This window comes from Nesterenkonia sp. NBAIMH1, from assembly GCF_007922635.1.
In the GTDB taxonomy this organism is placed as follows: Bacteria; Actinomycetota; Actinomycetes; order Actinomycetales; family Micrococcaceae; genus Nesterenkonia; species Nesterenkonia pannonica.
Window position 1 is genome coordinate 1952516 of the sequence record NZ_CP042335.1, and the last position, 25938, is coordinate 1978453.

Sequence of the window (25938 nt, forward strand, 5' to 3'; positions counted from 1 at the left end):
CTGAGGATCACGCTGGCGATATGTCCAGGACGGGTTTGATGACATCTCCGCTCAGGCTGTCTTGGATGGCCGTCTCGACGTCTTCAAGGGGGTAGAACCTGAGAAGCTCATCAAAGGGAAACCGTCCGAGGCGGTGCAGTGAGATCAGCGCCGGAATCAGCTCAGAACTCGTTCCGCTGCCCCCGAGCGTGCCGACTATCCGCTTTCCCCAGAGTGCCGGCTGATGCTCGACGGAGAACTGGGCTCCTGCCGGAGCTCCGCCGACCAGGATGCACGTACCCAGCATGCCGATGCATCTCACCGCCTGCTCGATGACTGAGACCACACCGGTGCATTCGATGGCGTAGTCCGGGGTGCCGCCGCTGTGCTCCGCGATCTTCTCCAGCACGTCTTCTGTACGCGCATTGATCACGTGGGTGGCACCGTACCGGCGAGCGAGATCCAGGCGCGAGTCGTGCAGGTCCACAGCGATGACAATCGCGGCCGATGTCGTCCGTGCAGCCATGATGGCGGCAAGCCCCACAGCCCCGGCGCCGAAGACGACGATGCTCTCCCCAGGCTGCGGTCGAGCAGTGTTGAGCACGGCCCCGGCGCCAGTCGCAAAACCGCAGGCCAGGGGACCCAGAAGCTTCAGATCCAGGTCCTTGTCGACGAGGACGAGAGAGGTCGCATCGGCGATCGAGTAGGTGGCGAAAGAGGATTGGCCGAAGAAGTGCCCGGAGATCGGGGATCCGTCGGCGCGGCGGTAGCCGCTGCTGCCTTCGAGCGGACCCCGGTACCGGGCGCCCGACGCCACTGCCGGTCCCAGCAGGGCGCAGTAGCGCGGCTCCCCACGCAGGCAGTTGCGACATTTTCCGCAGTGAGGCCATCCCATGACGACATGGTCGCCCACTGAGAGACCCTCGACCCCTGCTCCCAAGGCATCGACGACGCCCGCGCCCTCGTGTCCGAGCACCCCGGGCAGCGGGAGCGGCAGGTCGCCGTCCCGCGTGATGGTGTCCGTGTGGCAGACGCCTGTGGCGACCAGGCGAACGCGCACTTCGCCGGGGCCTGGATCTTCGAGCTCGAGCTCCTCCACGGTGATTCGTGCTCCCGTGGACTCCGCGACTGCTGCTTGGATTTTCATTGATCCTCCTTGGATGTGATTCATATCACATTTCAAGGCATGGCGTGCTGCGAAACAGATGTGGCTGGGACAGGGGGCCGTTGAGCGACCTCAGCCGCAGTGCACCCCGGCCCTAGAGAGCCGACGAACAAGGTGCGAAACCTGATCGAATTGCGCCTAGAGGGGGTTGTGCCAAGAGCTGTTCTGTTGGTTCACTGAAATGCACAGAATAGGGGCTTGTGCAACGACTGGAGTGCCTGATGCCTGAGGTGAGTGAATTCATCGCCCAGCAGAACGCCGACCTGATCAACAGTCTGCCGTTCGAGGACCAGCAGGACTACGCGGACGCCCGCCGTGGGTGGGTCGGGGGACTGAACCCGGCGGCAGTGCGGGCCGAGGATGGTCGAGTGGTGTGGGACAACGAGGCCTACACCTTCTTGGAAGGTCCAGCGCCTCCGTGCGTCAACCCGAGCTTATGGCGACAGAGCGGACTTGTGGCGATGCACGGCCTGTACGAGGTGATTGAGGGGATTTACCAGGTTCGAGGGTTGGACCTGTCGAACATCACGTTCGTCGAAGGTGGGTCCGGGGTCATTGTGATCGACCCGTTGATCTCAACCGAAACCGCTGCTGCGGCCTTGGCCCTGTATCGGCAGCATCGGGGCGATAGGCCCGTGATTGCAGTCATCTACACTCACTCCCACGCGGACCACTTCGGTGGAGTGAAGGGAGTGATCTCGCAGGATGAGGTAGATGCTGGGAGGTGCAGGGTGATCGCCCCAGCCGGTTTCCTCAAGGAGGCCGTCGCTGAGAACGTATTCGCTGGTGGTGCGATGACCAGACGTGCGGGCTACATGTACGGGGCGGCATTGTCCAAAGGGCCCGAAGGTCAGGTCGGCGCTGGCCTGGGGGCGACGACCAGCACCGGAACAGTGAGTCTGATCGCGCCGACGACCGAGATCATCTCCACCGGTCAGCAGGAGATTGTCGACGGAGTCAGGATCGTATTCCAACTGACGCCCGACACCGAGGCGCCCGCCGAGATGAACTTCACCTTTCCGGACCTCGGTGCTGTCTGCCTGGCAGAGAACGCCTCCCACACGCTGCACAACCTGCTGACCCTGCGGGGAGCGGTGGTTCGAGACGCGCACGAGTGGGCTAGGTATCTCACCGAGAGCATCACGCTTCTCACCGATGACATCACGGTGGCGTTCGCCTCCCACCACTGGCCGACATGGGGCAATGAACGTATCGTGAAGTACCTGAGCCTGCATCGGGATGTGTATGCCTACCTGCATGATCAGACATTGCGGCTCCTGAACAGGGGATATGTTGGAGCGGAGATCGCTGATCTGATCGAACTGCCGCCGGCCATAGAGCAGGCTTGGCACGCGCGGGGCTACTACGGTTCGGTCAGCCACAACGTGAAGGCCATCTACCAGCGGTATCTCGGGTGGTTCGATGGCAACCCAGCCCATCTGTGGGAACACCCCCCGGAGGAGCAGGCCATCCGATACGTCACAGCCATGGGCGGCGCTCAGGCGGCTCTCCACCACGCGCAGGAAGCACACTCCTCCGGTGATTTTCGCTGGGCGGCCACCGTACTGAACCATGTCATCTTTGCCGATCCGCAAAACATGGCAGCACGCGAACTGCAGGCTTCAACATTTGAACAGTTGGCCTACGGGTCAGAGAACGGAACCTGGCGAAACTTCTTCCTCACCGGTGCCCACGAGCTGCGCCACGGCAACGTCGGTACGCCGACGAGCACAGCGTCCCCCGACTTTCTGCAGGCACTCAGTGTGGAGCAGCTGTTGGACTCCCTCGCGATACGCGTTGATGGCCCTCGGTCATGGGACGAACGCATCGTCATCGAATGGGCACTGAACGATTCTGCCCGTCGCATCCGGATCGTTCTGGCCAACGGTGTGCTGACTCACCACCCCACGTCGACCCCAGGGGCTGACCTGGAGCTTGAACTGACCAGCGACATCACCACGCTCCGGCTATTGGTCACCGGCTTGGCCGATCCTTCGGATTTGGCCGAAGCCGGTCGGCTGCAGCATTCCGGAGCGATCGGCCGCTGGCAGGATCTCGTGGCTCTGCTGGACAAGCCCGATCCGGCTTTCGAGATCGTCCTTCCCTGACCTCCATTCGCCGCGGTGCCGGACGCCCCGGTGCATGCAGGCGTAGGTTCCATCGTCTTAGGTCGAAAGCGAGGCGACCTGCCGTCACCCATTCTCTGGTGGCGGCACCCCGTACCGGGAGGACCTTGCAGTGAGCAGGGCTCATTGCACTGACCTCTGGATTAGCCTGCTGTGAGCTGTTGGAGCTGAAAGTGTCGTCCTGAACTGGAGAAAAGCAACTTCCAGCCAGGATTCGAGGCTTCTGGTTGTTATAGTCCGTTGATCGCGGATTGAAGTCCCGCACTCCCTGCCGGCGGGGGTGCCGTCGGCAGCCACTGCGCCCCGGGCCGGGGTCGGAGGCAGTAGTGGGACGGCTACCGAAAGGGTCCTCGTGAAACTAGCTCAGGCGCTGACACGGAGACTTATTCACGCACTGCGCGCTCTGGTGCCGATTCTCTGCGTGGTGGCCCTGTTTCAGCTGGTGGTATTCCGCCAAGTGCCTGACGACTGGTACGCGATTCTGGGCGGTCTGGTGATCGTGGCTGTCGGCATCGCCCTCTTCTTGGAGGGTCTGGAACGCAGCGTCTTTCCAGTCGGGAAGTCCATCACCAATAAGCTCATCCGGTCGGCGTCGCTGTGGAAAATCCTCCCCTTCTGCTTCCTGATCGGCTTTGCCGCAGTGATCGCGGAACCCGCACTGCTGTCGGTGGCAGACCAGGCCGAGGTAGTCAGTGAAGGCCAGGTGGACGGCTTCGTCTTCCGGCTGGTGATCGCAGTCAGTGTGGGCGCAGTGATGGTGCTGGGGGCACTCCGCGTGTTCTTAGGCTGGCCGCTGCACCGCATGCTCCTCATCGGCTACGGGGTCGTGCTGATCCTTACCGTCTCCTCACCGCCGGAGATCGCCAGCCTCGCCTACGACTCCGGCGGGGTCACCACCAACATCGTGACAGTTCCCCTGATAGCTGCCATCGGCATAGGCATGGCGTCCTCGATCACCGGACGCAGTCGGCTCCGTGACGGCTTCGGGCTTGTCGCCCTGTGTGTGATGGTCCCCATTGTCGGGGTGCAGCTCTACGGCCTCGTGGTTTATCAATTTGGGTCACCGGGCGAGGCCGTGGTCGCCAATGGGACAGAGGATGTGCTCCCGTGGTGGCTGGACCTGATGGTTGGGCTGGTCTATGTGGGCCGAGATGTACTGCCAGTCATCCTGGTCGTGCTGTTCTTCCAGTTCGTGATCCTGCGACGGCGACTGGGCAACCCAATTCAGGCCACAGTGGGGTTCGGCATGGTGGTTCTGGGTCTCTACGGGTTCATCGTTGGTCTTGAACTCGGGCTGATCCCTATGGGCCGGCAGATGGCGGAACAGCTCATAGAGACTGACCGGATGTTCCTCGTCGTCGCCTTCGGAGTGCTGATCGGCTTCGCTGCGACCATGGCTGAGCCTGCGCTGATCGCGATTGCTGAAGAGGCTGAAGAGATCTCAGAGAAGCGCTTGCGGGCTGGCACGCTTCGGCTCCTGGTGGCCTGCGGGGTAGCTGCGGGCATCGGGATAGGAGTGCTGCGGATCCTCACTGGCGCACCGTTTGGGTTGGTCATTGCCGGCCTCTATCTGCTGGCGATGGTCCTGCTGCTTCTGGCACCCAAACAGCACGTTCCGCTGGCCTTCGACCTTGGAGGCGTGACAACCAGCGAGATTACGGTCCCGCTGATCACCGCATTGGGTATCGGGCTGGCCGCCGCGGTGCCTGGGCGCGACATGCTCGTCGACGGCTTCGGCCTTATCGCTTTCGCTTCAGTCGGACCAGTGATCGCCGTCCTGAGCTACGCTCTTCTCATCCGGTTCAGTTCCGTCAGAGCTGATTCCAGCCGCACCGACGTCGAATCTACGGAGGCGTGATGTCTCATAAGGCCGTGTTCGTCATCATCCCCGATGACCGGGAGGAAAAGGCCATCTCGCTCGTTGAGGAAGCCGGGGCCACCGGCGTGACCGCTCTCTCCGCTCGGGGGGTGGGCCAGAAGTCGCGGCGGACTTTCTTCGGCGCCAGGTTCGTCGGAGCTCAGACTGCGCTCATTATTTTGGTGACCGAAGAGAAAGTCGAGCCGATCTTGTCATGCCTCGAAGGAGTCCTCTTCGAAGACGGAGACCCACACGGAATCAGTTTCGTCGTGCCGGTGGAGGCAAGCTCCGTTCCTCTGCTGAGCCCCGAATCCGACTGAGATGCCCCCTGCTGATCGCTATGACCCTGCGCGCTGCGCCTGCGCATAGGGACGTCGCCGCTCCCGCGGATTCATGCGCCCCTGCGGCTCAGTGAGGTCGCAGCAATGAGGAGATGCGTGGCTCAGGGGTCGACGTTCTCGGCGAGACGGGCAACCACCTCTGCGACCTCCGGGCCGAACATGATCGGGTCGTTGTGGTCGGCATTCTCGACAATCCGCTCCTCGACGAGATTCGGAGCCGCAGCGGCAACTTGCGCACTCAGCTCAGTCGGCACCACCGAGTCGTGCTCCGCCCGGATGACAGATATCGGCACCTGGGTCTGGCCCACGTGTGCCGCCACGGGGAACTCGTCGCGAAGGATCGTACGCACGGGAAGCCACGGGTAGTGCTCCCGGCCCACGTCGGCCAGTTCAGTGAACGGAGAGCGGAACGCCGCTGCGGCTGGGGGACGTTCGGTCAGCAGTGCGGCGATCACGCCGCCGCCGATGGATTCTCCGAAATAGATGGTGCGCTCGGGCGGAAACCCCTGGGCCTCGAGGGCGACAACGGCGGCCATCCCATCACGGACGAGCCCTTCCTCGCTCGGATCCCCCGGATTTGTGCTGTAGCCGCGATAGTCCAGGAGGAGCACTGCGAAACCCTCATTCTGCAGCTCACTGGCCAGACCGGTCCGAGAGGCACGGTTTCTGCCGTTTCCGGGGGTCATGAGCACTGCTAAGTCCCGGTCCTCTGCCTCTGCTGATGCCGGTGCGAACCACGCGCCCAGGTGGAGGCCGTCAGAGGTTCGGAGAGTCAGGTCTTCACCGCCCGAAAGGGCCTCAGCTGCCGGCGGTACCTCCGTGGTATCCGGGAAGTAGATCAGGGAGCGCTGGAAGGCCCACACAAGTGCCATCACAACCCCGACTGCCACCAGGATCGTGAGAGTCCCGGCCATGAGTTTCCGGCCGCGCCGGCGGCTCCTCGGCAACTGGTCATCACGTTCCATAAGACCATGATCGCTGATCTGCCGAGCAACTATCCGACTCCCCGGCAGGTGAGCGTATAACCGCAGGTGGGGGTGGATCACGAATCTCGCTCGGGGAGCCAGAGGTCACGCATCGGAGCGTTCGTCGAGGGGCAGCAGCACGGAGGGTTCGACTGGGCCTAAGAGGAGCATCGGGTTGATGTATTCGCCGTGGTGTCGGACACCCCAGTGCAGGCAGGCGGCCTCGCAGGCGTAGGTTCCGTCGTCGTAGGTCGCAAGTGAAGCGATCTGCTGCCCCTGGGTGACCGTGTCGCCGACTTCGAGCTCCGTCTCCACGGGTTCGAAGGAGCTGACATAGCCGGCTCCGTGAGCGATCGTCAGCACATATCGGTTCACGACCTTGCCGGAGAACAGAACAGTTCCGCGCTCGGGTGCACGCACAGCAGAGGACGGCGAGGCGCCTAGCTTCACCCCTCGATGGCCGGAAGCCCACGGGGCAGGGGGTGCCGCAAACGCGCGCACCACGGACGCGCCTGCAGACGGACTCCTCCAATCGTCGGGATGATCCGCCGCGCTCGCCGTCGTCAGGGGCAGTGCCAGCATCATCAGGCACAGCATCGCCCCGGCAAGGGGGCGGGCAGTCGTCTTCGAAGGCATGAATGCCACTCTGCCCTGAGGCCCAGCGGCCGGGTACACCTGTGCAAGAGCGAGGACGCACCCTGTGGTTGGGCATTCCTTCCCTGTGCCGCTAGACTTTGCCCAGCAGCTGGTGTGCGTGGTTCTTCCGCGCGCCCAACTGACTACGCGCTGTGATTCCCCGCGTTCTGCGCGGGTCGTCCCCTTCGGTCCACTTCCGACGACCAGACATCTGGGCAAGGCAGGTGCTGGGGCCGCGAGCTTCGGCTTGCTTCGCAGCTAGGAATCCGGGAAAGCCGGAGATATTCGCAACCGATAAAACGAGCCGGCGCTGCATGGGTCCGCCCATGTTGTAAGCCCGGCACCGAAAGGACTTTTCATGTCTGTCGTCACTATGCGCCAACTGCTGGACTCCGGCGTTCACTTCGGTCACCAGACCCGCCGCTGGAACCCGAAAATGAAGCGCTACATCTTCACCGAGCGCAACGGCATCTACATCGTCGACCTGCAGCAGTCGCTGTCCTACATCGACCGCGCCTACGAGTTCGTCAAGCAGACGGTCGCCCACGGCGGCACCGTCCTCTTCGTCGGCACCAAGAAGCAGGCCCAGGAAGCCATCGCCGAACAGGCGACCCGCGTCGGCCAGCCCTACGTGAACCACCGTTGGCTCGGAGGCATGCTCACCAACTTCGCCACCGTCTCCAAGCGAGTGCAGCGGATGAAGGAGCTCGAGGAGATCGACTTCGACGACGTCGCAGGCTCCCAGTACACCAAGAAGGAGCTGCTGCTGCTCTCCCGCGAGCTGGAGAAGCTGCGCTCCAACCTGGGCGGCATCCGGAACCTCACCAAGACTCCGTCCGCCATCTGGGTCGTGGACACCAACAAGGAGCACCTGGCCGTCGACGAGGCTCACAAGCTGGGCATCCCCGTGGTCGGCATCCTCGACACCAACTGCGACCCCGACGAGGTCCACTACCCCATCCCCGGCAACGACGACGCCATCCGCTCCGTCGACCTGCTCACCCGCGTGATCGCAGACGCGGCTGCTGACGGCCTCATCGCCCGCGACGAGAAGCGCGGCGGCGGCTCCAGCCAGGCAGCCGCAGAGCCGATGGCTGAGTGGGAGCGCGAGCTGCTCGAGCAGCACGCGGCCGAGAAGGGCGCCGAGCAGCCTGACCAGGCTTCCCCCTCCAACGAGGGAGACGCTGTCGCAGAGGAGGAGACCGGCGAAGCCGCCGTTCCCACCAACGCGGACGCCGGCGAAGCTGCCGAGAAGACCGAAGCCTGATCCTTTAAACCCTCCGGGAGGAACGCAACCCATGGCGAACTACACCGCTGCCGACATCAAGGCCCTGCGCGAGCGCACCGGCGCAGGCATGATGGACGTCAAGAAGGCCCTTGACGAGTCCGACGGCGACGTCGACAAGGCCATCGAGGCCATCCGCATCAAGGGCCTGAAGGGTGCGGCCAAGCGCGAAGGCCGGTCGGCCGCCGAAGGCCTCATCACCGCGAAGGTGACTGACCAGGCCGGCTACCTGCTCGAGGTCAACGCAGAGACCGACTTCGTCGCCAAGTCCGACAAGTTCATTGCCCTCGCAGACAAGGTTCTCGAAGTGGCTGTGGCCGGCGGCCACAACGGCGTCGAAGCTCTGCTCGAGGACGAAGTCGACGGCAAGAAGCTGTCCGACTACGTCACCGAAGAGGCAGCCATCCTGGGCGAGAAGGTCGTGGTCCGCCGTCTGACCAAAATCACCGGCGGATACGTCGACGCCTACCTGCACAAGACCGCCAAGGACCTGCCCGCGCAGGTCGGCGTGCTCGTTGCAGTGGCAGACGACTCCGAAGAGGCCAAGGCCGCCGCTCACGACGTCGCAGTGCACGCCGCCGCGATGTCGCCGAGCTACCTCGTCCGCGACGAAGTTCCCGAGGAGAAGGTGGCCGATGAGCGCCGCATCGCCGAGGAGACTGCCCGCGCCGAGAACAAACCCGAACAGGCCATCTCGAAGATCATCGAGGGTCGCACCAACGCGTACTTCAAGGAGCACGTCCTGGTGGACCAGCCCTTCGCCAAGGACCCCAAGCAGAGCGTCAGCCAGATCCTCGACGCTGCCGGGACCAAAGCTGTGGGCTTCGTCCGCTTCCGCGTCGGATCCTGAACGAAAGACGCTAGACTGAGCTGAACGTCTTCACAGGAAAGGGGGTGGCCATCTTCCAGGTGGCCGCCCCCTTTTCCTATGCCCACCCTGTTCGAGAAGCCACGTGCCGCGGAGGACCCCATGACAGAGCCCCTGACCACACGCACCACTGAAGACCCCGCCGCAGCAGGCCGCCGACGCGTGCTCCTCAAGCTCTCCGGCGAAGTGTTCGGAGGCGGATCAGTGGGCGTGGACCCCGCCACCGTGCGCGCCATCGCTGAACAGATCGCCGCCGTACGCGACCAAGTCGAAGTCAGCGTCGTCGTCGGAGGCGGCAACTTCTTCCGCGGAGCCGAACTCTCCAAAGCCGGCATGGACCGAGCACGCGCCGACTACATGGGCATGCTCGGCACCGTGATGAACGCGCTGTCGCTCCAAGACTTCCTCGAACAGTCCGGCCAGCCCACCCGTGTGCAGACCGCAATCTCCATGGCACAGGTCGCCGAACCATACATACCCCTGCGCGCAGTGAGGCACATGGAAAAAGGCAGGGTCGTCGTCTTCGGCGCCGGCGCCGGAATGCCCTTCTTCTCCACTGACACCGTGTGCGCCCAGCGTGCCCTGGAAGTCGGAGCGCAGCAGGTGCTCATGGCGAAGTCAGGCGTCGACGGCGTCTACACCGCCGACCCCCGCACCGACCCCACCGCCGAGAAGCTCGACACCCTCACCTATGATGAGGCCCTGCGCAGGAACATCCGAGTGATGGACCAGACCGCCATGACCATGTGCAACGACAACGGGCTCCCCATGCGCGTCTTCGGCATGGAAGGGGAAGGGAACATCACCCGCGCCCTCCTCGGAGAGCCGCTCGGCACCGCCGTCAACCCCTGATCATGCCGCGCGCGACCACACTTCAGTAGACTGCCACCTGGCACAACCGGACACCCAAGGAGAGACCCGTGATTGACGAGACCCTGCTCGAGGCCGAAGAGGCCATGGAGCGGACAGTCGAAGCCACCAGCGAAGACTTCGCCACCGTTCGCACCGGTCGGGCCAACCCCGCCCTGTACTCCAAGGTGCTCGTGAACTACTACGGCAGCGCCACCCCGCTGCAGCAGCTGGCGTCCTTCAACACCCCCGACGCCCGCACCATCCTCATCACCCCCTACGACATCTCCGCGATGCGTGAGATCGAAAAGGCCCTCTCCGACTCCGAGATCGGAGCCAACCCGTCCAACGACGGCAAACAGATTCGCATCACCATGCCCGACCTCACCGAAGAGCGGCGCAGGGAATACGTGAAGCTCGTCAAAGGCAAAGCCGAAGACCACAAAGTGTCCGTGCGAAACGCCCGACGCAAAGCCAAAGAAGCCATGGAGAAGGCCGCCAAGGACGGCGAAGTCGGTGAGGATGACGCCGAACGCGGCACCAAAGAGCTCGAGAGCCTGACCAAGAAGCATGTCGACCGCATCGACGACATGGCCAAGCGCAAGGAAGCCGAGCTGCTCGAGGTCTGAGCCTCCTACACCGCATGCCCTCCCCGACGCTGCCCGAACCCGCACGCAACGAGCCTCGGGGCGGCCGTGACCTGCCTGCCGCAATAGCCACAGGCGCTGCGCTGCTGGTGCCGGCAGTCATCGGTATCCTCTTCTTCGTCGAAGTTCTCATACTCCTCTTCTCGGTCCTTCTCTGCCTGGGAGTGTGGGAAGTCGCGCGCGCCCTCAAAGGCCAGGGCTACAACGTGCCCGTTGTGCCGCTGTGCGTCGGATCCGTGGGGATGCTGGTCGCTGCCTACTTCGCAGCAGAGGAAGGCCTCGTCCTGAGCTTCGCCTTAACAAGCGCGCTCATTCTGGTCTGGGTCTGGGCGAGCTCGGCCGTCCGGGCCACGCCCATCGGTGCGGAGAAGCCCCCGATCCAGTCCGCCGCCGCCGCAGTCTTCATCGGATGCTGGGTGCCCTTCCTCGTCTCCTTCGCTGTGCTGCTGGTGCAGATGGACGACGGAGCATGGCGGCTGACCGTCGTCGTTCTGCTGGTGGTCTGCAACGACACCTTCGGCTACATCGCCGGCCGACTGTTCGGCCGCCGTCCCATGGCGCCCAAGGTCAGCCCGAAGAAGTCCTGGGAAGGGTTCGCCGGATCGCTCCTCGGTGCCGCAGCCGTCAGCGCGCTCTTCTCCTGGGTCGTCTTCGATGAGCCCCTGTACGCCGGCGTGCTCCTGGCAGTCATCGTGGTCGTGGCGGCAACGGCCGGCGACTTCGCCGAATCGATGGTCAAAAGAGAAGCCGGCATCAAGGACATGTCCAACGCACTGCCCGGCCACGGCGGAGTCATGGACCGCCTCGACTCCGTCGTCTGGGCAATGCCGGCCGCATACCTCGGCGTGGTGGCACTGGGCCTCGCCTGACCAGACTTAGGCTAAAGACCATGTCGCAACCACTGTTCACCCTGCTCTCCGAGAACGAGCACGGCTACAGCCGGGAGGAAGTCGATCAGTTCATGGCGCGCGCCAGGACTGCCTACGACTCCGGACGGAGCATGCCGCTCGCTGAGATTCGCGAGGCAAGCTTCTCCCTCGGTGCCGGGGGATACAGCCCCGCTGAAGTCGACGCAGCTCTGGATCGTCTCGAAGACGCGTTCGCCTCCGCCGAGCGCGACCGCTACATCGCAGCGCACGGCGAGGACGCGTGGTACGAGCTGCTCGCTGAGCGCGCCGAGCCCCTGCGCCGCCGTCTCGAACGCCCGGAGGGCCAACGATTCCGCGAGCCCTCAGGCGACGGCACCGGCTACCGCCGGGCAGACGTTGACCAGCTCGCGCACCGGCTGGAGCAGTACCTCGACGGGGAGAACCCCATGAGCGTCGATGAGATCCGCACGGTCGCCTTCGAGACCGCGTCCGGCAGCTCCGCATATGACGAAGCCCAGGTGGACGCCTTCCTCGATCGTATGACTGAGATCATGGCTTCGGTAGGCTGAGCAGAATGAACATCACACTGCGGGACGTCAACGAGGCCGACCTGAACCAGTTCTTCCAATTCCAGCAGGACGCCGACGCCGCCCACATGGCCGGATTCGCGCCCACCAACCCCCGGGACCGCAGCGTCTTCGACCACCACTGGGGCCAGCTGCTGGGAGATGAGTCCTCGCTGGTCCGCACCATCGACGTCGACGGGGTTCCCGCCGGTTCGATCGCCGTGTTCCAGGAGGAGGACGCCCACGAGATCATGTTCTGGACCGACAAGCAGTTCTGGTCCCAGGGCATCACCACGTCCGCGGTCGACCAGTTCCTCCAGGAGTTTGCCTCGCGTCCCCTCAGGGCGAGAGTCGTGGCGGACAACGGCGGATCGCTGAAGATCCTCACCACGCGGGGCTTCCGCGAAGTGGGGGAGGAGCAGGTCTTCTCCAACGCCCGCGCGAGCGTCGTCACCGAGAAGATCCTGCAGCTCGACTGACCCGCACGCGCTGCTCGCTCAGGCCTCCATGCCGTGAGCCTCAGCTACCTCGCTGCTGCGCAGCGCACCTTCTGCCGTGCTCAGCCCGCTGGCCAAGCCCGGATCACTGTCCAGTGCGCTCTGCCAGCCCTGCCCCGCGAGCTGAAGCACGTAGGGGAGCGTCACGTTGGTCAGCGCCTTCGTCGAGGTGGCAGGGACCGCGCCAGGCATATTCGTGACGCAGTACATCACCGCATCGCCGAGCCGGAACGTCGGCTCAGCATGAGTGGTGCCCGCTGAGCCCTCGAAGCACCCGCCCTGGTCGATCGCCACGTCGACGAACACCGTGCCCGGCTGCGAGCTGCGAATCATCTCCTCGCTGACCAGCTTGGGGGCCGCAGCGCCGGGCACCAGCACCGAGCCGATGACCAGGTCAGCGTCAGCGACCTGCTGAGCGATCTCGTACGGGTTCGAGACCCGGGTTCCGATAGCGCCGCGGTACCGGGCGTCGAGCTCACGCAGGCGCGCCGGAGAAATGTCCAGCACCTCCACGCGTGCTCCCAGCCCCAGGGCCACTCGTGCAGCATTCTCTCCCGCTACGCCGCCGCCGATCACCACGACCTTCCCCGGGGAGGCTCCGGGGACGCCGGAGAGCAGCACACCGCGCCCTCCGGCGGCAGCCTTCAGGTGAGCAGCACCCTCAAGCGTGGCGAGCCGGCCCGCCACTTCGCTCATCGGCGTCAGAAGCGGCAGGCTTCCGTCCTTGGCCCGCACCGTCTCATAGGCGATGGATGTGGTCTCCGAGGCGACCAGCGCCTCAGTCAGCGCCTTATCGGCGGCGAGGTGCAGGTAGGTGAAGAGCAGGAGCCCCGGACGAAGGAACCCGTACTCCTCCTCAACGGGCTCCTTGACCTTCAGGACCATATCCGCCGCCCACGCCTGCTGCGCAGCGGCGACGATTTCAGCACCGACATCGGTGTAGTCAGCATCGCTGTACCCGGAGGCAGATCCCGCCTGAGTCTGGATGAGAACCTCGTGCCCATCGCGGACCAGCGCATCGACGCCTGCTGGGGTGAGGGCCACTCGGTACTCGTGATTCTTCACTTCTGCGGGAACGCCTACGCGCATAAGATCCTCCGTGGAGTTGATGGGACAGCACTCAGAGTATGCACGGATATTCACCGACAATCATGAACTGTCGAACGAACGGCGGTCACATGGCACAATTCGGTTCGAATATTCTGCGAAAGGGGTGGTCAGGGCATGCCGGCCAAAGATTATGCTCCGCTGCTGGACTCAGCTGATCGTGCGATTCTGCATCGGCTCAACGTCAACGCGCGAGCAGCGAATGCCGAGCTCGCCCGCGAAGTGGGGCTCTCGCCTAGCGCCTGCCTGGCACGCGTGCGTTCCCTGGTGGACAGAGGCGTCATCTCTCGGTTCACCGTGGAGGTGGACCCCCGCGTCCTCGGCTACCACCTGCAGGCGCTCGTCAGCGTCCGCATCCGACCCGGTGCGCGGCATCTCATGGAGCAGATGGCGCAGGACCTTCGCGAGCATCCCGAAGTGACGCAGCTGTTCATCCTGGGCGGCACCGAGGACTTTCTCATCCACGTTCAGGTCAGGGACGCTGAGCATGTGCGACGGTTCGTGCTCGAGCACCTGTCCTCCAACCCTGCCGTCGCACTCACGCAGACCAACCTGGTGTTTGAGCACCACACAGCCCGGGCAGGCCTGCCCGTCATGGACTAGGCGCTGCCCGGGCTGCGACGGGGCGTACGGGGTCAGCTGATCATGGAGTGCACAACCCGCACCGCAGCTGCTGCCGCACGTGCTGCGGTGAGCAGTCCGCCGGCCTGCTCGTCTCCGCCGGCGACCTCGTCGGGCTCGGGCGGGAAGAACAGCTGCACAGCGTTGATGAGGGTGTAGATCAGGCCGAAGAGCATCGGAATGGACACGATCATCCAGGCGACGGGGATCGGAACAATCGGTGCGGCCGCGGGCTTCACCGCAGCGGCTTCCTGCTGCGCCCTCTGCTCCGCGGGAGCACCCGACGGAGCCGCGCCCTCAAGAGCATCGGAGTCCTTGGACTCCTCGTGCCACTTCGAGTGGACCGGTCGGACCAGCAGGTTGGCGATGAATCCCACCAGCAGCAGGCCAGCCATGATGAACAGGGCCGGGCGGTAGTCCGCCGCCGTGAGATCCGTCCCTGCGGTGCCCTCGGCCGAGTCAAGGGTGATGTTGACGATGGCGGGACCTGCGATCCCGGCTACTGACCATGCCGTCAGCAGTCGGCCGTGGATGGCTCCCACCTGCAGTGTGCCGAAGAGGTCACGCAGGTAGGCCGGAATGGTGGCGAACCCGCCGCCGTAGAAGGACAGGATGATGCCGGCCAGGACGATGAACGCGGCCATGTTCGTGTCGCCGAATGTTCCCAGCGATACGTAGAGCGCAGCACCCAGGCCCAGGTACATCATGTAGATCGGCTTGCGGCCGATTTTGTCCGAAGTCGAGGCCCAGATGAACCGTCCCAGGGTGTTGGTCAGCGACAGGTAGCCGACGAAGCCGGCCGCGGCGACCGCTGCGACCTCCGGGTGGGCGAAGGTCTCGCCGGTGTCGTCGCGGAAGAAGTCCTGAACGAAGTTGGCTGCCTGCGGAAGCAGGCCCACTGCGGCGGTGACATTGACGAACAGCACCACCCACAGCAGCCAGAACTGAGGTGTGCGCAGAGCGTTGTTGGCCGTGACGTTGCCCGCGGAGACCATCTTGGAGGTCTTCCGCACGCTCGGGTCGAAGCCCTCGGGCTTCCATCCGTCGGCGGGAACACGGATGATCCAGGCGGCGAAGAGCATCATCGGGGCGTAGATGACCGCGAGGGTCAGGAAGAGGTATCCGACCGAATTGCCGGCGTCGGCGCCCATGGTGTCGAAGACGCCCAGCATCAGGTTGGAGAAGGGTGCGGCGATCATCGCGCCGACGCCGAAGCCCATGATGGCCATGCCGGTGCCCAAGCCGGGACGGTCCGGGAACCACTTCATCAGCGTGGAGACCGGCGCGATGTAGCCGATGCCCAGGCCGATGCCGCCGAGCACTCCGTACCCGAGACCCACGAGCCACAGCTGCTGGGTGAAGATGCCGACCGAGCCGACGACGAATCCGGTGATCCAGAAGGTGGTGGAGGCGAGCATGGCCATCCGTGGGCCGCGGTAGTCGACCCACTTGCCGAACAGGGCCGCGGAGAGGCCCATCAGGAAGATCGAGAGGGAGAAGGCGAAGAATGCCACGGCAGTCTGAGCCGGGTGCTCCCCGCCGAAGATGGGGCCCAGGACCTGGCCGAAGATCCCGACCAGGGGGTCCTCAGCGAAGTGGCCCGCAAGTCTCGACTGGTAGACGGACGTCCCGTAGACCTGGCCGATGCACATGTGGAGCGCCAGGGCCGCAGGCGGGATCAGCCACCGGTTGAATCGAGGACCCGCCTTGATTCGGTGGTACGAGGGGGCGCGCAGCTCGGCAGAGGCAGGGGCTGCCTTCGTCTGCCGCTCGTCGACCGCGGAAGCGGTGGCTGAGTCAGTCATCAGCTGCCTTTCTAGGAAACGTGTAGGGGCACAGAGCAGGTGGTCACCCGTTGTGACTCGGCACACATTTTCATGATGCTCGCGCCAGCGGCCTCCGAGGTACGACGAGCGGCATCGCTCCTGCGGCAAGCGGTCAGTCCGCGCTCAGAACGGTCGGCGAGTCCCTAGACTGGCGGGATGGAGCAGGCGAGCGCGACGACAGTAATCCTGGTGGTCATCATCGCTGTGCTCACCGCGCTGGTGCTCTATGTCGCCGCCCGAGGCCGCGGGGCTGCCCCTTCGGCGGATGATGCCGCGGCGGTCGAGCCGACGCCCGATGATGCTGTGGACTACCGCGCTCTGGCCGAGGCCACACGGCGGCAGCTTGTCGAGGCAGAGCTGAGAACCCTGCGCAGCCAGATCTCTCCGCACTTCATCTACAACAGCCTCAACGCCATCGCCGCGACCATTCCCGCGGACCCGGTCAAAGCGCGAGAGCTCGTCATCGACTTCGCAGACTTCACCCGGTACAGCCTGCGCGGTGCGGGTGACTTCACCACCCTTGAGGAGGAGCTGGCCGCCGTGGAGCGGTACGTGCTGCTCGAGCAGGCCCGATTCGAGGACCGGGTGCAGGTGCGTCTGAAGATCGCCCCGGAGGTCCTGAGCCTCAAGATCCCGTTCCTTGCTGTCCAGCCGCTGGTTGAGAACGCCGTCCGCCACGGGATGGACTCCGTCACCGGGCACGCGAAGGTCCGGCTCACCGGGCAGGACGAGGGGACGCATGCCGTCATCAGCGTGGAGGACGACGGCCCGGGCGCAGACCCCGAGCAGATCCGCAGGGTGCTCGTGGGCGAAGAGGGCAGCACCCACATCGGGCTGCGCAACGTCGACCTGCGCCTGCGGCAGGCCTACGGCGGGGCCGACGGTCTGCAGATCGAGACCGCAGAGGGCGCCGGGATGCGCGTGTGGATGCGCGTGCCGAAGTTCCAGCCGGGTGCGGAGGAGACCGTATGAAGATTCTGGTCGTCGATGACGAGAAGCCCGCCGTCACCCAGATGCAGTGGATGCTGGACTCCGAACCGTTGGCAGAGACCGTCCACACCGCATACAACGCGGCCCAGGCCAAACACATCCTCAGCACCCAGCCCATCGACGTGCTGCTCCTGGACATCCACATGCCCGGGCAGAACGGCATGCAGCTGGCGCGGCAGCTCACAGAAAGGGTCGCCGACGGGGAGCCCGTCCCGCAGATCATCTTCATCACTGCGGACGCCCAGCCCGCCGTGGAGGCCTTCGAGCTCGCCGCCCGCGACTACCTGCTCAAGCCGGTCAGAGCCTCGCGGCTCCGCGAAGCCCTGCGCCGCGCCTCCGAGGCGCTGAGCTCCCACCCCGGCAGCGCAGCTCCAGCGCCCCCGCGGATCTCCGTCAGCCGCGGCGACTCCATCGTTCTCCTCGAGCTGCCCTCCATACGCCGTGCTGAGGCCCAGGGCGACTATGCCCGGCTCCACACCGACCGCGGCTCCTTCCTGCTGCGTGCCGCCCTTGCTGAGCTGGAGGAGCAGTGGGGTCCGCACGGGTTCGTGCGCATCCATCGCTCTCACCTCATCAGCCTGAACCATGTGGAGCGGGTCCAGCAGCGCGCCGGTCGCATGAGCATCCGTGTGGCGGGTGAGGACCTGGAGGTGAGCCGCCGGCTCATGCCGCATGTTCGGGACCGGCTCTCCGCGGTGGGCCGATGAGCCAGCATCTTGCCCCGTCGTCGCGCCAGAAGGTGGTGGGCCCCCAGATCCCGCCCACTGCGGAGGAGGCCCTGCTGGATCCCCGTCGCGGGCATCTGCGCGGCGGCTCGCACGGGTCGGAGGCGGACGCTGAAGTCCTCGCGCTGATCTCGGCCAAGCTGCGGATTGCGGTAGCCATCGGAGTGGGATTCTTCGTCCTGCTGGTGACGGTGTGCGCGGCCTTGGCGCTGTCCACGTACCAGGGCCCGCTGATGTGGATCATCCCAGGGGTGGTCCTGTATCCGATCATCCTCGCGGCAGGACGGTTCTACCTCCTGAGGATCCTCCGGTACGACCGCGCATACCGACGCCGCCGCAGCGCACGCGCCGGGACGGAGCCGAGTGCCTGAGGGACCCATGCGGGAGTACGCCATCGCGGCTATCATCCTCGTCTTCGCGGCCACCATGCTGGTGAGCCTCTTCGGACTGCGCGTCGTCCGCTCCACGAGCGACTTCTACGTCGCCTCGCGCCGCGTCTCACCGCGGATGAACGCGTCCGCGCTGGCCGGCGAGTACATATCTGCGGCCAGCTTCCTGGGCGTGGCCGGGCTGATCGTCGCCGAGGGCACCTACGGCCTGTGGTTTCCGCTGGGCTACACGGCCGGCTGTCTGACGATGCTGCTGTTCATGACAGGGCCGCTGCGCCGTTCAGGCGCGTACACCGTCCCCGACTTCGTGAGCCTGCGCTTCTCCTCCTCCCGGCTGCGGGTGGCGACAGTCATCATCGTGGTGCTGACGGGGTGGATGTACATCGTCCCTCAGCTCCACGGTGCGGCGCTCGCGCTGACCACCACCACGGGGCTGCCTGCGTGGACCGGGCCTGCCGCTGTGATTGTGGTGGTGCTCGCCACCGTGCTGCCCGGCGGCATGAGGTCGGTGACGATTGCCCAGGCCATCCAGTACTGGATCAAACTCTGCGCGCTCCTGATTCCCCTGATCTTCATCCTGCTGCAGACCAACACGCTCGGCGGTCCCGGGCTGCCGGGATGGGACGCGTCCGTCTGGCACGACGGAACAGGCACCTCGCCAGCGGACTTCTACCGGATCGTCTCCCTGCTGCTGGCGCTGATGCTGGGGACCATCGGACTGCCGCACGTGCTGGTGCGGTTCTACACCAACCCCGACGGCGACGCCGCCCGTCGCACCACGTTCCTGCTGCTGGGGCTTCTGTCCGGCTTCTACATCCTGCCGGTCGCTCTGGGCGTGATCTCCCGGGCGGTCTTCGCCGAGGGGGAGCTGAGTTCTCCGGATACGGCTCTGCTGCGACTCCCGAGCGCCGTCTTCGACGGTGCGGGCGGAGACCTGCTGACCGCGGTGATCGCCGGCGGCGCGTTCGCGGCGTTCCTCTCAACGTCATCCGGGCTGGTGGTATCGGTCTCCGGGGTGCTGTCCCAGGAGTTCTTCGGCGGGTCGGTGCTCGGCTTCCGGATCGGGGCGGTTCTCGCCTGCGCGCTGCCCCTGGCTATGGCCGTCGCCACCGCGCACATGGCGCTGGCCGGGGCTGTGGCGATGGTGTTCACCTTCGCCGCGTCGTCGCTGACCCCTCTGCTGCTGCTGGGGATCTGGTGGTCGGGAGTGACCGCCCAGGGGGCCATCGCAGGGATGGTCACCGGTGCCGCAGCGTCGCTGGGATCCTTCGCACTGGGGCGGGGGCTTGAGCTGGGCTGGGGAACGGACGCAGTGCTCCTGAACTATCCGGCGCTGTGGTGTGTGCCGCTGGCCTTCGCCGTCGCCGTGCTCGTCAGCCGGTACGGCGGCGCTCGCCCGCCCCGCAACACGGCTCACGTGCTCGCCCGGCTCCATCTCCCCGAAGGCTGACGAACCCGCGCACCGCGGGGCACCCGTCCCAGGGCGATCCCGCCGGCCGGCCGCCCTGTGGCGCCGCCCGCCGCCCGCCGCCCGTTCCCGGCCGGGCTCCCTGGGGGCTCTCTTCCTCGCCCGCCCAAACACCCGTTCGCTGCTGGATATTGGGCCCATTCCTCGCTCTGAGGAGCGAATTCGCCGCAGGATTCCAGCAGCGAACAGCAGGGTGGGCGGCTCGCTGTTCCACATTCGACCGGAACGCCCGACGCACCGCGGAGTGCGCGAACAGCTGACGCTGAGGCGCAACGCTGTGAGCGGCAGTGACCGTGACTTGAGGGTATGAACGAAGAGAAGCCGGATCAGCGCCGACGAGCTGCCAAGTCCCTCCCCGCCTCCGGAACTCTGGCAGGGCTGCTCCTGGATCAGGGGATGACCCGCCGAGACCTCAGGCATGCCGAGCTCAACGGAGCTGCCGCGCGAGCAGCCTGGGGAATCTACGCCGGTGTCGAACCAGGACGATCCCCGCACATCGAGTGGGCCTGCTCCAAGCACTCACCGCTGACGGGCGACGAGCTGCCTCCCACGAGACCGCCGCCTCCTGTGGGACTTCTCAGGCGGCTTGATGGTGCGTCCTCTGCATCTGACGAGGCCTCTCAGGGGCACCGCAGGTTCAGCGACCCGGCCTGGTGGCCTCTCACAGAGGGTCCGTTCCTGCGCAGTTCCTTCGGTGGCGCAACGGGGTCAGAGTGGTGTCTCCTGCTTGGGCGTGGCTCGATGTGGCCCTCCGCAGCTCAGAGGAGGAGGCTCTGGTGCTCGCTGATCAGGTCCTCAGCACCCGCATACGGCGGCCCGGTCTGCCGTCGCCCTTGGCCAGGCCGGACGAACTGGGTGAAGCCCTGCGGCTGAGAGGCCGCGCGAACGGCATTCGAACAGCCCGCTCAGCTGCGAAGCTCGCCACAGATGCTGCGGATTCGCAGCCGGAGACTCGTCTGCGGTATGCGCTTCACCGAGCGGGCCTGCCGCTCCCCGAGGTGAACCCCTTGATCTGCGACGAGCGCGGACGACGCTGTTTTCGACCCGATCTGGCACTGCGGAAATGGAGGCTCGCGATTCAGTACGACGGAGCAGAGGTGCATTCGACGGCTGAGAGGGTTCTGCTCGACGTGCGGAGGCAGGAGACAGCTGAGCTGCTCGGGTGGACTGAGGTTCGCATCACCAAGGACCACATGCGCAGCAATGGCGCAGGCGCGGTGCAGAAGGTGCTGGGCAAGCTTCGGGAGCGGGGTTACCCATCGTGACGGAAAACCCGCGGTACGGTGCTGGACTTTGGGGCTGGTGGGGGGCATTTCGGGCTGAAGCGGGCCCACATTCCAGCACCGAACGGGGTGAGGCGGATGAGGATGGATAATGGAGCGGTGATGAAGAAGGTCGCAATTCTGGGGTCCACCGGCTCCATCGGAACCCAAGCGCTCGACGTGATAGCCCAGCACCCGCATGAGTTTGAGGTCGTTGCGCTCGCCGCAGGCAGCAACTCCGCCCTGCTGGCTGAGCAGGCGCGCCGGTTCGGGCCGGCGCTGGTGGGGCTGCGCGATGCTGACGCGGCGGCCCGCCTGCGAGACCAGCTCAGCGGCCGCGCGTCCGAGGTGCTCGCCGGTTCGGACGCTGCTGAGACGATCGCCGCCGAATCCGGCGCCGACGTGGTGCTCAACGCGATGACCGGTTCGATCGGGCTGAAGCCCACGCTGGCCGCGCTGAAGGCAGGAGCTCAGCTGGCCCTGGCGAACAAGGAGTCGCTCGTGGTGGGCGGGGCTCTCATCGCCCAGGCCTGCACGCGTGCCGGCCAGGTTGTCCCGGTGGACTCGGAGCACTCGGCATTGGCTCAGGCCCTCGCATCGGGTCGCCACCGCAGGGGGCTGTGCTCCGCCGACGCCGAAGACGAGGGGCACAGTGAGGTGTCACGACTGGTGGTCACCGCTTCCGGGGGGCCCTTCCGCGGATGGGACAGCGTGCAGCTGGCCGAGGTCACACCGAAGATGGCGCTGAACCACCCGAACTTCGACATGGGCCGGATGGTCACCACCAACTCGGCCACAATGGTCAACAAAGCCTTGGAGGTCATCGAGGCGCATCTGCTCTTCGACGTGCCGCTGGACAGCATCGAGGCGGTCGTTCATCCGCAGCAGTACATCCATTCGCTGGTGGAGTTCCAGGACGGCTCCACCATCGCTCAGGCGGGGCCGCCACGGATGCTCGTTCCGATCGGGTGGGCGCTGTCCCACCCGGACCGGCTGGGGCGGGTGGATACGCCCATCGACTGGACTCAGGCGATGAGCTGGGAGTTCGAGCCGCTTGATCACTCGGCCTTTCCAGCGGTGGAGATGGCCAAGACTGCCGCGAAGAGCAGCGCCACCCACATGGCGGTCTACAACGCAGCCAACGAGCAGGCGGTGGAGGCGTTCCACCGCGGCGAGATCCCCTTCCAAGGAATCCTCACCACGGTGACCGACGTCCTCGCCGACCATGACGGCGTGCCCGCGTCCGCCGCGAACCTGGATGCGGTGATCGGCGCGGAGGCATGGGCGCGGGCCCGCGCAGACGAGCTTCTCGCAGCGATGGCGACCAGGGCCGCCGGGGCCGGGATCCGGTGACTGTCGCGCTGCTGACCCTCGTCGGGGTCCTCATCATGGTGGTGGGAATCATCATCTCCATCGCTCTGCATGAGGTGGGGCATCTGCTCCCCGCCAAGCTCTTCAAAGTGCGCGTCACCCAATACATGATCGGCTTCGGCAGGACCCTCTGGTCCTCGAAGAAGGGCGAGACGGAGTATGGGATCAAGGCGTTGCCCCTGGGCGGCTACATCGCCATGATCGGCATGTATCCGCCGCCGGCTCAGGATCAGGACCCAGCCGAGGGTCCCTCGAGCTCAGCCGAGGGGACCGCCGGTCCGGAGGATCCCTACCTGCGGGAGCTGAGCTCGCAGTACGGGACCCCGCCGGCGCCCAGCGCATCGGCCGGGCCCGACCACAGCACCGTCACGTCCCATTCCACCGGAATCTTTCAGCAGATGTCCGCGGAGGCGCGGGAGGTCGCTGCGGAGGAGCTGCAGCCCGGCGACGAGTCCCGCATGTTCTACAACCAGGCCACCTGGAAGAAGATCATCGTGATGCTCGGCGGCCCGGCGATGAACGGTCTGCTCGCACTGTTCCTGACGGCGGGCACCGTCTCGCTGCACGGCATGAACGAGGCTGTGCCGCGCGTCGTCGAGGTGTACGAATGCGTGGCCACCACGCAGGAGGTCGCAGAGCAGCAGGACGGCGAGTGCGCCTCCGATGCTCCGGCGGGACCGGCCTACGAGGCCGGACTGCGCCCCGGCGACGAGATCGTGGAGTTCGCTGACGATCCGGTCGAGGACTGGGATCATCTCAGCGGCAGGATCCGCGATGCCGCAGGTCAGGAGACGGCGCTGGTGTACGAGCGCGACGGTGAGCGGGTGAGCACCACGCTGACTCCCATCGAGACTGAGCGTCCTGTCTACGACCAGTTCAACCGTGTCCAGCGCGACGATGACGGCGAGGTGCTGACCGAGCGGGCAGGCTTCATCGGCATGGGCGCGGATCAGGAGATCGTGAGGCACCCGCCCTGGGAGGCCGGTCCGATCGTCTGGGAGCAGAGCCAGGCCATCGCCCAGGTAGTGATGACTCTTCCCGTGCGAATGTACGACGTCGCGGTGACGACCTTCACTGATGCCGAGCGCGACCCGGACGGGCCGATGTCTGTGGTGGGAGTGGGCAGGATCGCGGGTGAGATCTCTGCTCAGGAGCAGATCCCGTGGGAGTCGCGGTTTGCCACCCTGATGTCCCTGGTGGCAGGCGTAAATGTGGCCCTGATGATCTTCAACCTCATTCCTCTGCTGCCTCTGGACGGCGGGCATGTCGCCGGGGCGCTCTATGAGGCGCTCCGCCGTCGCCTCGCGAAGCTCTTCGGGCGCCCGGACCCGGGGCCCTTCGACATCTCCAAGCTGCTGCCGCTGACCTATGTGGTCGCTGTGTTCATCATCGCGATGGGCGCCATGCTCATCTTTGCCGACATCATCGATCCCATACGTCTGTTTCCGAATGAGTGATAGCGCCGACCGGCAGTAGACTGGATCCGATGACTGCTATCAATCTCGGCATGCCCTCCGCGCCCCCTCCGGTCCTGGCCCCCCGACGGAAGACCCGCAACTTCCAGGTCGGAGACGTCGGCGTGGGCAGCGACCACCCCATCTCGGTGCAGTCGATGACGACCACCAAGACGCACGACATCAACGCGACGCTTCAGCAGATCGCGGAGCTCACCGCCTCCGGCTGCGACATCGTCCGGGTGGCGTGTCCCACCGATAAGGATGCGCAGGCGCTGCCCATCATCGCCAAGAAGTCGCAGATCCCTGTGATCGCAGACATTCACTTCCAGCCCAAGTATGTCTACGCGGCCATCGAGGCCGGCTGCGGCGCGGTGCGTGTGAACCCCGGCAACATCCGGCAGTTCGACGACCAGGTCAAAGAGATCTCCAAGATGGCTTCCGACCACGGAGTCAGTCTGCGCATCGGTGTGAACGCCGGCTCCTTGGACAAGCGGCTCATGCAGAAGTACGGCAAGGCCACTCCTGAGGCTCTGGTGGAGTCGGCCGTATGGGAGGCCAGCCTGTTCGAGGAGCACGGCTTCTACGATTTCAAGATCAGTGTGAAGCACTCGGACCCGGTCATCATGACCCAGGCGTACCAGCTGCTCGCCGAACGGGGAGACTGGCCTCTGCACCTCGGTGTGACCGAGGCCGGCCCTGCCTTCCAGGGCACCATCAAGTCCTCCACCGCATTCGGCGCCCTGCTTGCTCAGGGCATCGGAGACACGATCCGGGTCTCCCTGTCGGCTCCGCCGGCGGAAGAGGTGAAGGTGGGCAACCAGATCCTTGAGTCCCTGAACCTGCGGCCTCGCAAGCTTGAAATCGTGTCCTGCCCCTCCTGCGGCCGCGCCCAGGTGGACGTGTACACGCTCGCCGATGATGTGACCGCCGGGCTCGAAGGTATGGAGGTGCCTCTGCGCGTCGCCGTCATGGGATGCGTGGTCAACGGTCCGGGTGAAGCCCGCGACGCCGACCTCGGCGTCGCCTCCGGCAACGGCAAGGGGCAGATCTTCGTCAAGGGCGAAGTCATCAAGACCGTCCCCGAGGATCAGATCGTCGAGACCCTCATTGAGGAGGCCAACCGACTGGCCGAACAGATGGGTCTGGACAGTGAGGGAGAGGACGCCGGCGCAGGTGCCCCTGTGGTCTCCGTCAGCTGACCCGCAGGCGAAGATCGCCCGCGCCACCGATGGTGCGGTGCGCATCCTTCGTCCCGAAGACACCTCTGCGCTCCTCAGGCTGCTGGATCAGGATCCTGTCGGGAACGTCTCCGCCGCCGCGGCTGTGCGGCAGCGGGGCAGCGCCGGACCGTCGTCGAACCGCATGGGGGCGATGCTCCTCGGCATCGACGACGCCGAGGGCGGGCTCCGCGCAGCGTGCTGGTTGGGATCCAACATCATTCCCATCGGCGCTGACGCCGCCGGCGGCCGGCTGTTCGGGCAGGCCGCCGCCTCCCTCAGACGTCGCGTCTCATCGATCTACGGCCACGCCGACGCTGTGCTCGCCCTGTTCGAAGCGACCGGGTGGTCCCACGAGCGGGAGATCCGCGCGGACCAGCCGCTCATGGCGATCTCAGGACCCCCCTCGGTGGAGCCGCTGCACGAGGTGCGCCCCTCACGGATCGAAGAGTTCCGTGCAGTGGAGAAGGCCTGTGCGGCGATGTTCACCGAGGAGCTGGGCTTCAGCCCCTACACCCAAGGCGTCTCCCAGTACCGCGAACGGATCAGGGGGCTCATCCGGTCCGGGCACTCGCTGATCGCCGTGGATCCTCAGTCCCGCAGCATCGTCTTCAAGGCGGAGTTCGGTGCTGTGACTGACCTTGCGGTCCAGGTCCAAGGGGTCTGGGTGCCTCCGTCCCGCCGCGGGGAAGGGCTTGCCGGCCCAGGCATGGCGGCCGTGGTCGAAGCAGGCCTGAGGCTGGCGCCCACCGTGAGCCTCTACGTCAACGACTACAACGCGCCTGCCCTGAGCACCTACCGGCGCGTGGGCTTCGATCAGGTCGGCACCTACGCCACCGTCCTGTTCTAGAGTG

Annotated in this window: 25 protein-coding genes; 20 read left to right on the forward strand and 5 right to left on the reverse strand. The window is 65.6% G+C overall.

Features of this window, described 5'->3' with window-relative positions:
* Positions 1-7: 7 nt before the first annotated feature.
* On the reverse strand, positions 8-1126 hold the full coding sequence (locus tag FS388_RS09325) for an NAD(P)-dependent alcohol dehydrogenase (RefSeq protein ID WP_146341166.1): 1119 nt from the start codon (positions 1124-1126) through the stop codon (positions 8-10).
* Between the two features lie 239 nt (positions 1127-1365).
* Here FS388_RS09325 and FS388_RS09330 point away from each other — a divergent pair, with 239 nt between their 5' ends.
* The 3 genes from FS388_RS09330 (at position 1366) to FS388_RS09340 (ending at position 5448) form a co-directional block, all read left to right on the forward strand.
* Entirely contained in the window at positions 1366-3252 is a 1887-nt protein-coding gene (locus FS388_RS09330; RefSeq protein ID WP_146341167.1) for an alkyl/aryl-sulfatase, read from the forward strand.
* 442 nt (positions 3253-3694) lie between these two features.
* Positions 3695-5128, forward strand: coding sequence for a DUF1538 domain-containing protein (locus FS388_RS09335; RefSeq protein WP_246836173.1), 1434 nt, complete (start codon positions 3695-3697; stop codon positions 5126-5128).
* 14 nt (positions 5129-5142) lie between these two features.
* The gene (locus FS388_RS09340; RefSeq protein ID WP_146341168.1) at positions 5143-5448 is read left to right on the forward strand and encodes a P-II family nitrogen regulator; all 306 of its coding nucleotides are present in this window, start codon (positions 5143-5145) and stop codon (positions 5446-5448) included.
* A 122-nt stretch (positions 5449-5570) separates the two neighbouring features.
* Here the strand turns inward: FS388_RS09340 and FS388_RS09345 are convergent, their stop codons facing one another.
* Positions 5571-6383, reverse strand: coding sequence for an alpha/beta hydrolase (locus FS388_RS09345; protein ID WP_146341169.1), 813 nt, complete (start codon positions 6381-6383; stop codon positions 5571-5573).
* Between the two features lie 156 nt (positions 6384-6539).
* Positions 6540-7070 (reverse strand): M23 family metallopeptidase, encoded by a 531-nt coding sequence (locus tag FS388_RS09350; RefSeq protein WP_146341170.1) that lies wholly within the window; start codon positions 7068-7070, stop codon positions 6540-6542.
* Between the two features lie 358 nt (positions 7071-7428).
* Between FS388_RS09350 and rpsB the strand changes: the two genes are divergently transcribed.
* From rpsB to FS388_RS09385, 7 genes are all read left to right on the forward strand, one after another.
* Positions 7429-8337 (forward strand): 30S ribosomal protein S2, encoded by a 909-nt coding sequence (gene rpsB, locus FS388_RS09355; protein WP_146341171.1) that lies wholly within the window; start codon positions 7429-7431, stop codon positions 8335-8337.
* Between the two features lie 31 nt (positions 8338-8368).
* Positions 8369-9205 carry a translation elongation factor Ts gene (gene tsf / locus FS388_RS09360; protein WP_146341172.1) on the forward strand — a complete coding sequence of 279 codons (837 nt, stop codon included), beginning with the start codon at positions 8369-8371 and terminating at the stop codon, positions 9203-9205.
* 120 nt (positions 9206-9325) lie between these two features.
* Positions 9326-10075 carry a UMP kinase gene (gene pyrH, locus FS388_RS09365; protein WP_146341173.1) on the forward strand — a complete coding sequence of 250 codons (750 nt, stop codon included), beginning with the start codon at positions 9326-9328 and terminating at the stop codon, positions 10073-10075.
* 68 nt (positions 10076-10143) lie between these two features.
* On the forward strand, positions 10144-10701 hold the full coding sequence (gene frr / locus FS388_RS09370) for a ribosome recycling factor (RefSeq protein ID WP_146341174.1): 558 nt from the start codon (positions 10144-10146) through the stop codon (positions 10699-10701).
* A gap of 14 nt (positions 10702-10715) precedes the next feature.
* Positions 10716-11588 carry a phosphatidate cytidylyltransferase gene (locus tag FS388_RS09375; RefSeq protein WP_146341175.1) on the forward strand — a complete coding sequence of 291 codons (873 nt, stop codon included), beginning with the start codon at positions 10716-10718 and terminating at the stop codon, positions 11586-11588.
* 20 nt (positions 11589-11608) lie between these two features.
* Positions 11609-12157, forward strand: a complete 549-nt coding sequence (locus tag FS388_RS09380; RefSeq protein ID WP_146341176.1) for a DivIVA domain-containing protein — start codon at positions 11609-11611, stop codon at positions 12155-12157.
* Positions 12158-12162: 5 nt separating this feature from the next.
* Positions 12163-12633: a GNAT family N-acetyltransferase gene (locus FS388_RS09385; RefSeq protein ID WP_146341177.1), complete on the forward strand. Its 471-nt coding sequence runs from the start codon at positions 12163-12165 to the stop codon at positions 12631-12633.
* 18 nt (positions 12634-12651) lie between these two features.
* On the opposite strand, the gene ald is transcribed toward FS388_RS09385, so the two are convergent.
* Positions 12652-13740, reverse strand: coding sequence for an alanine dehydrogenase (gene ald, locus FS388_RS09390; RefSeq protein ID WP_146341178.1), 1089 nt, complete (start codon positions 13738-13740; stop codon positions 12652-12654).
* Positions 13741-13875: 135 nt separating this feature from the next.
* Here ald and FS388_RS09395 point away from each other — a divergent pair, with 135 nt between their 5' ends.
* The gene (locus FS388_RS09395) at positions 13876-14361 is read left to right on the forward strand and encodes an Lrp/AsnC family transcriptional regulator (RefSeq protein WP_146341179.1); all 486 of its coding nucleotides are present in this window, start codon (positions 13876-13878) and stop codon (positions 14359-14361) included.
* A 32-nt stretch (positions 14362-14393) separates the two neighbouring features.
* Here FS388_RS09395 and FS388_RS09400 read toward each other — a convergent pair whose 3' ends face one another.
* Complete coding sequence (locus FS388_RS09400) at positions 14394-16184, reverse strand: OFA family MFS transporter (protein ID WP_146341180.1); 1791 nt, start codon at positions 16182-16184, stop codon at positions 14394-14396.
* A gap of 177 nt (positions 16185-16361) precedes the next feature.
* Between FS388_RS09400 and FS388_RS09405 the strand changes: the two genes are divergently transcribed.
* The 9 genes from FS388_RS09405 (at position 16362) to FS388_RS09445 (ending at position 25934) form a co-directional block, all read left to right on the forward strand.
* A complete protein-coding gene (locus FS388_RS09405; protein ID WP_146341181.1) occupies positions 16362-17177 on the forward strand; it encodes a histidine kinase in 816 nt (271 codons plus the stop codon).
* The gene (locus FS388_RS09410) at positions 17174-17902 is read left to right on the forward strand and encodes a LytTR family DNA-binding domain-containing protein (protein ID WP_146341182.1); all 729 of its coding nucleotides are present in this window, start codon (positions 17174-17176) and stop codon (positions 17900-17902) included. The genes FS388_RS09405 and FS388_RS09410 overlap by 4 nt, the downstream gene beginning before the upstream one ends.
* On the forward strand, positions 17899-18291 hold the full coding sequence (locus tag FS388_RS09415) for a hypothetical protein (protein ID WP_146341183.1): 393 nt from the start codon (positions 17899-17901) through the stop codon (positions 18289-18291). Before FS388_RS09410 ends, FS388_RS09415 begins: the two co-directional genes overlap by 4 nt.
* Before the next feature lie 7 nt (positions 18292-18298).
* Complete coding sequence (locus tag FS388_RS09420) at positions 18299-19759, forward strand: cation acetate symporter (RefSeq protein WP_146341965.1); 1461 nt, start codon at positions 18299-18301, stop codon at positions 19757-19759.
* 734 nt (positions 19760-20493) lie between these two features.
* Positions 20494-21042 (forward strand): endonuclease domain-containing protein, encoded by a 549-nt coding sequence (locus FS388_RS09425; protein ID WP_146341184.1) that lies wholly within the window; start codon positions 20494-20496, stop codon positions 21040-21042.
* Between the two features lie 120 nt (positions 21043-21162).
* A complete protein-coding gene (dxr, locus tag FS388_RS09430; protein WP_146341185.1) occupies positions 21163-22392 on the forward strand; it encodes a 1-deoxy-D-xylulose-5-phosphate reductoisomerase in 1230 nt (409 codons plus the stop codon).
* A gap of 35 nt (positions 22393-22427) precedes the next feature.
* Positions 22428-23867: an RIP metalloprotease gene (locus FS388_RS09435; protein WP_371708777.1), complete on the forward strand. Its 1440-nt coding sequence runs from the start codon at positions 22428-22430 to the stop codon at positions 23865-23867.
* Between the two features lie 29 nt (positions 23868-23896).
* Positions 23897-25066: a flavodoxin-dependent (E)-4-hydroxy-3-methylbut-2-enyl-diphosphate synthase gene (gene ispG / locus FS388_RS09440; protein WP_146341187.1), complete on the forward strand. Its 1170-nt coding sequence runs from the start codon at positions 23897-23899 to the stop codon at positions 25064-25066.
* Positions 25041-25934, forward strand: coding sequence for a DUF4081 domain-containing GNAT family N-acetyltransferase (locus FS388_RS09445; RefSeq protein ID WP_146341188.1), 894 nt, complete (start codon positions 25041-25043; stop codon positions 25932-25934). Before ispG ends, FS388_RS09445 begins: the two co-directional genes overlap by 26 nt.
* Positions 25935-25938: the final 4 nt, after the last annotated feature.

Excerpts from the sequence above, each read along its gene's own strand:
- FS388_RS09395 (WP_146341179.1), top strand. The coding sequence starts at position 13,876 with ATGCCGGCCAAAGATTATGCTCCGCTGCTGGACTCAGCTGATCGTGCG.
- ald (WP_146341178.1), bottom strand. The coding sequence starts at position 13,740 with ATGCGCGTAGGCGTTCCCGCAGAAGTGAAGAATCACGAGTACCGAGTG.
- FS388_RS09380 (WP_146341176.1), top strand. The coding sequence starts at position 11,609 with ATGTCGCAACCACTGTTCACCCTGCTCTCCGAGAACGAGCACGGCTAC.
- ispG (WP_146341187.1), top strand. The coding sequence starts at position 23,897 with ATGACTGCTATCAATCTCGGCATGCCCTCCGCGCCCCCTCCGGTCCTG.
- FS388_RS09375 (WP_146341175.1), top strand. The coding sequence starts at position 10,716 with ATGCCCTCCCCGACGCTGCCCGAACCCGCACGCAACGAGCCTCGGGGC.
- FS388_RS09415 (WP_146341183.1), top strand. The coding sequence starts at position 17,899 with ATGAGCCAGCATCTTGCCCCGTCGTCGCGCCAGAAGGTGGTGGGCCCC.
- FS388_RS09400 (WP_146341180.1), bottom strand. The coding sequence starts at position 16,184 with ATGACTGACTCAGCCACCGCTTCCGCGGTCGACGAGCGGCAGACGAAG.
- FS388_RS09385 (WP_146341177.1), top strand. The coding sequence starts at position 12,163 with ATGAACATCACACTGCGGGACGTCAACGAGGCCGACCTGAACCAGTTC.
- pyrH (WP_146341173.1), top strand. The coding sequence starts at position 9,326 with ATGACAGAGCCCCTGACCACACGCACCACTGAAGACCCCGCCGCAGCA.
- FS388_RS09350 (WP_146341170.1), bottom strand. The coding sequence starts at position 7,070 with ATGCCTTCGAAGACGACTGCCCGCCCCCTTGCCGGGGCGATGCTGTGC.
- FS388_RS09420 (WP_146341965.1), top strand. The coding sequence starts at position 18,299 with ATGCGGGAGTACGCCATCGCGGCTATCATCCTCGTCTTCGCGGCCACC.
- dxr (WP_146341185.1), top strand. The coding sequence starts at position 21,163 with ATGAAGAAGGTCGCAATTCTGGGGTCCACCGGCTCCATCGGAACCCAA.
- FS388_RS09410 (WP_146341182.1), top strand. The coding sequence starts at position 17,174 with ATGAAGATTCTGGTCGTCGATGACGAGAAGCCCGCCGTCACCCAGATG.
- tsf (WP_146341172.1), top strand. The coding sequence starts at position 8,369 with ATGGCGAACTACACCGCTGCCGACATCAAGGCCCTGCGCGAGCGCACC.
- FS388_RS09325 (WP_146341166.1), bottom strand. The coding sequence starts at position 1,126 with ATGAAAATCCAAGCAGCAGTCGCGGAGTCCACGGGAGCACGAATCACC.
- rpsB (WP_146341171.1), top strand. The coding sequence starts at position 7,429 with ATGTCTGTCGTCACTATGCGCCAACTGCTGGACTCCGGCGTTCACTTC.
- FS388_RS09345 (WP_146341169.1), bottom strand. The coding sequence starts at position 6,383 with ATGGCCGGGACTCTCACGATCCTGGTGGCAGTCGGGGTTGTGATGGCA.
- FS388_RS09435 (WP_371708777.1), top strand. The coding sequence starts at position 22,428 with ATGGTGGTGGGAATCATCATCTCCATCGCTCTGCATGAGGTGGGGCAT.
- FS388_RS09330 (WP_146341167.1), top strand. The coding sequence starts at position 1,366 with ATGCCTGAGGTGAGTGAATTCATCGCCCAGCAGAACGCCGACCTGATC.
- FS388_RS09405 (WP_146341181.1), top strand. The coding sequence starts at position 16,362 with ATGGAGCAGGCGAGCGCGACGACAGTAATCCTGGTGGTCATCATCGCT.